Origin of the sequence: Algoriphagus lacus, assembly GCF_003583985.1 — a bacterium.
GTDB classification, from domain to species: Bacteria; Bacteroidota; Bacteroidia; order Cytophagales; family Cyclobacteriaceae; genus Algoriphagus; species Algoriphagus lacus.
Window position 1 is genome coordinate 1 of the sequence record NZ_QXML01000020.1, and the last position, 5,150, is coordinate 5,150.

Annotated in this window: 3 protein-coding genes; all 3 read left to right on the top strand. The window is 54.6% G+C overall.

Features of this window, described 5'->3' with window-relative positions; genetic code table 11:
* Nucleotides 1–1,775 (top strand): DUF7507 domain-containing protein (locus D0X99_RS20100; protein ID WP_119479672.1); only part of this gene is annotated, 1,775 nt, incomplete at its 5' end.
* 11 nt (nucleotides 1,776–1,786) lie between these two features.
* The gene (locus D0X99_RS20105; protein ID WP_119479673.1) at nucleotides 1,787–2,761 is read left to right on the top strand and encodes a PorP/SprF family type IX secretion system membrane protein; all 975 of its coding nucleotides are present in this window, start codon (nucleotides 1,787–1,789) and stop codon (nucleotides 2,759–2,761) included.
* A gap of 2 nt (nucleotides 2,762–2,763) precedes the next feature.
* Nucleotides 2,764–5,150 (top strand): OmpA family protein (locus D0X99_RS20110; protein ID WP_233553769.1); only part of this gene is annotated, 2,387 nt, incomplete at its 3' end.

Sequence of the window (5,150 nt, forward strand, 5' to 3'; positions counted from 1 at the left end):
TGAACCAGAACGTGGGTACGTTGAATCCTGGAGCGAGCCAGTCCTTGACCACGACCTATACGGTGACTCAGTCGGATGTTGACGGAGGCCAGATAGAGAACGTGGCGACTGTTACGGGCACAGCACCTGGCCAGACTACGGTAAGGGATGAAGACGAAGCGGTGGTGACAGCGATCCAGAATCCTGCGATCGACGTGGAGATCACCGACAACGATGCGGAGATTACCGAAGAGGGTCAGGAGATTCCATATACGATTACGGTGACCAACACGGGCAATGTGACCTTGGAGAATGTGACGGTAGTCGATTCGAAGACAGGCACAGTGGTGAATGTGGGCACCTTGGCACCGGGCGAGAGCAAGCAGGTTGAGACCAGCTATCCGGTGACCCAGGAGGATGTGGATACCGGTAAGGTGACCAACGAGGCTACGGCTACGGGCGACAGTCCGAACGAAGGGGACGACAATCCTACGGATGTGGATGAGGTGACTACACCGATTGCCTATCTACCGGGCATTATGGTGGAGAAGAGTGCGGACAAGGAAGTGGTCAGGGAGGCCGGAGAGGTCATCACTTACACGCTGACAGTGACCAATACAGGTAATGTAACGGTGACCAAAGTGAGGGTGAGCGATCCGCTTACAGGGTTCTTCAAGAATATAGGTACGATGGCCCCTGGTGAGGTGGTTGTTTTGACGACATCCTACACGGTTACCGTAGAGGATTTGGAACGGGAGACCTTGGTCAACGTGGTCAAAGTGTTGGCGAATTCTCCTGTGGAAGAGGATGCACTTGGAGATGAGGCTGAAGAGGTTGTTGGAATTGGGGCCAATGAGATCATAGCCAACGACGACAACTTCGGCGAGCACTTCATCAGCTACGGAGGCAGAATCGGTAATATCCTGGACAATGACCTGTTGAAGGGTCAGCGACCTGATCCTGCGGATGTGGACTTTGAATTCACGGAGCTGGACGGCATCATCGGTCTGTTGATCGACGAGAACGGAGAGCTGAGCCTGATTCCTGAGGTGAACGAGATCAGAGACTATACCTTGAAGTATGTGCTTCGTGAGGTGGTCAATCCATCCAACAACGACGATGCGCTGGTATTCTTCAGAATATTGAACGATCAGGCGGACCTGAAGGTGACCAAGGCAGCGATCCAGGAGCAAGTGTTTGAAGGCGACCTGTTTGACTACCAGATTGTGGTGAGCAACCAGGGCGTGACCGACGCGACCAACGTGGTGTTGACCGACAACATTCCGAGCGGAGTGACCTACCAGAGCTATACGGTGACCGCCAATACGAGCGGATCGACAGTGACTGCGACGGTAAGCGGCAACAACGTAAGGTTTACCATACCGTTCCTTGGAGCTGGCAAGTCGGTGACGATCCAGATCCGGGTGAAGGCAGGAGCAGCAGGCACGGTGATCAACACGGCGGTGGTAGCTTCCGATGAAGACGAGCTGACCGAAGGGGACAACCAGGCGAGCGACCAGACAGAGATCGAGCCGTTCCGTATCCCGAACGTGATCACACCAAACGGGGACAACAAGAACGACGTGTTCGAGATCCAGGGACTTGGCAAGTTTGTCAGCAACAGAATAGTAATCTTTAACAGGTACGGAGACCACGTCCTTGAGCGTGACAACTACGGCAACGACTGGGAAGCCCCAGGTCAGGTAGCGGGAACTTACTTCTATGTGCTCACTGCGGTGGACAGCACGGGTAAGACCCACGAGTTCAAGGGATGGATTCAGGTAATCAAAGAATAATCATAAGAGCTATGAAAACGACTTTTAAAATCATAGGAATGACCTTTCTGGTGGCCATTTTGGCCACCGGAGGGACTTTTGGGCAGCAGCTCCCGCAGTTCAGTCAGTATATCTTCAACGGGTTGCATGTCAATCCGGGGTATGCGGGCTACAAGGGAGAGCCCTACATCCAGTCGACCTACCGCAGCCAGTGGATGGAGTTTCCGGGAGCGCCCAAGACGTTCACGGTGACTGCCGACCTGAGTGCCAACGAGGGGACGATGGGATTTGGATTTTCGTTGCTGTCCGACCAGCTGGGTCCTGCCCGTACGACTTCGGGTCTGTTGACTTACGCCTACCGGATCCAGACCGGCAGGAAGAGTTTCCTGGGGATGGGTGCGAGTGTTGGGGTGTCGGAATACATGATTGACGGGGATGAGCTGGATCCGAACGATCCGAACGATCCGGAGATTCCGGGCGGGAGGCTGAACATGTTCACTCCGAACCTGAACACGGGATTGTTTTTCAACACGGACAAGTTCTATGCAGGCTTCAGCGTGTACAACATGATCGGCAAGAAGGCCCTGGAGAAAGAAGACGTTGCGTTGGCCTACCATGATTTTCACTTTTACCTGACAGCGGGAGCGATGCTGACGATCTCGGACAACGTGGGCTTCAAGCCGAGTTTCCTGGTCAAGCAGGTGAAGGGAGCACCGACCAACTACGACATCAACGGGATGTTTCTGTTTTTCGACCGGCTTTGGCTGGGAGCCTCTTACCGGAGCAACGTGAACATCTGGGCCGACCAGCTGGACGAGAATCTGTCGAACCGCAATGCGGTGGCGCTGATTCTGGAGGTTTTTGCCACAGACCGACTTCGGCTGGGCTATGCCTACGACCAGAACATGAACGTGCTACAGGATTACAACCATAATTCCCACGAGTTGTCGGTAGGCTTCTACATGATACCGCGGACTGCAACTATGAAAAACCAAAGATGGTTCTGATTATGAAAAAGACATTGACGATACTCGGAATTACGGCCGGCTTGGTACTGGGAGCGGTAGGGATGGCAGAGGCGCAGAAGTCGAAGGTCCGTTATGCGGACCAGCAGATGGAGCTGATGAACTATCAGCATGCGCTGGACATATACCAGGAGGCCTATGCGAAGAAGCCTAACTATGAGACAGCCAGGAAGACGGCGGTAGCCCAGGACAAGGTCCGGGATTACGGCCAGGCGTACACCTGGTGGAAGACCGTGGCGGGCTATGAGGAGGTGACCAACGAGGATTACATCCAGTTGCTCAGAACGGGGATTCTGTCCGATAATTTTGAAGAGGCGAAGGGATTGATTGAAGCCAAAGGCTTGACGGCAGACAGTTTGGGAATCTCCCCGGGGAGCATTCCCCAGAGTGCCCGCAAGTTGAAGGTAGAGGGGATCGAAGGGCTGAACTCCTCCGAATCCGACTTTTCGATGATCGAGGATGCACAGGGCAACAAGTACTTTGTGTCCGACCGTGGCGGAAGCTACAGCAAGAAGATGCCGGGCATCCGGATCGACGGGCGGAACAAGTTTTTCAGTCCGGAGTCAAGCGGTCAGACCGACCGGGGATACTTTACGGTATACAAGCAGGACAAGGCGGGCAACATCACCCAGGTGGTGTCGAACGTACCCAATTCGTTGAGTTTTTCGGATCCGAGCTATGCAGCCAAAGACAACCTGCTGTTCTATTCGGTGACCCGTTCGATCACCAAGGTGAAGAAGAACCGGAACATCACCGTTCAGCCGGAGATCTATTACAGCAAAGTGAGTCCGGATGGGAAGCTGGAAGGGTTTACCGCGTTTCCGTACAACGATTCGATCGGCTACGCGGTGATGCACCCGTTTGTGGACGAGCAGACCAAGCGGCTTTACTTCAGTTCGGATATGCCGGGAGGCATGGGCGGGTATGACCTGTACTATTCCGAATACACGGACAGCATGACGTTTTCGGCACCGGTGAACCTTGGACCTGAGGTGAACACCTCGGGCAACGAGACCCATCCGTTCCGCAAGGACAACAAGTTTTACTTTTCATCCACGGGCCACAAGGGTCTGGGGGGGATGGATATTTTTGAGGCGAGCTATTCGCCGACAGCGATAGGCAAAGTATCGAACATGGGTGTACCGGTGAACTCGCTGGCCGATGACTTCGCCTACCGGGAAGACAAAGACCGTACGGTGTACCTTTCCTCGAACAGAAGAGGGGGCATGGGTCTGGATGACATTTACATGGCCAAGGAGATGTACAAGCAGTTCCTGGCCAGGGTACTGGATTGCAACGGTGCGGTGATCACGTCAAGCTACCTTGCGACCTTCCGGGACAAGACCCAGGGGATCATGGTTCCCACGGGCAGAAACGGCAAGGGTGAGTTGACCGCACAGCTGGAGCCGGAGAGTGACTTCGGGATCACGATCACCAAGCCGGGCTACTTCCCGCTGACCGACGAGAGCATCACGACCAAAGGCTTTGCAGGCGACACGGTAAAACGGGAGTATGTGCTGATGCCGATTCCGTACCAGCTTCCGGTTCACGTGGACATTGTGTACTATGACCTGGACAAGTTTGTGATCCGCAAGGACGCGATGCCGGCGCTGGACAAGCTGGCTGAGATGATGAAGAAATACAGCTTCCTGGACCTGTTGGTTGCCAGCCATACCGACTCCAGAGCGAGTGACGAATACAACATCACCCTTTCCAACAACCGGGCCAAGGCGGTGACCGAATACCTGGGAACCAAGGGGATCGATGCGAACCGGGTGCGACTGGAGTGGTTTGGGGAAAGCCAGCTGATCAACGACTGCGGGAACGGCAAGCCGTGCGCGGAGGAGAACCATCAGCTGAACAGAAGATCCGAACTGGTACTGGAGGCGTTTCCGGACCCGACCAAGCAGTATGAGATTCCCCAGGAGCTGAAGGACATGAACTTCTGCGAGCCGGAGGAGATCTTCGAGAAGCTGCAGGACGAGATCAACGACATTCCGACGATCTACTTTGACTTTGACAAGTCCATGCTCAGATCGGTGCACAAGAAGGAGCTGGAGCGTACGGCGATCATGCTGAAGCGGATGCCGAACCTGATGCTGTACATCGAGGGTCACACTGACCAGCGCGGGGATGACACGTACAACCAGAAGCTGTCTGAGCGCAGAGCCAAGTCGGTGATGGACTACCTAATTCAGCGTGGTGTGGAGACCAACCGGTTGGAGCACCAGTGGTTTGGGGAGACCAAGCCGGTGCACAACTGCAACGAGGTGACCTGTACCCCTGCGATGCACCAGCTCAACAGAAGAACGGAACTCAGAGTGGGCAAGTCCTCCTACGGCTACACCGGAAGACAGAAAAAAGTCGATAC

Coding starts and splice junctions, on each gene's coding strand:
- D0X99_RS20105 (WP_119479673.1), top strand. CDS start 1,787: ATGAAAACGACTTTTAAAATCATAGGAATGACCTTTCTGGTGGCCATT.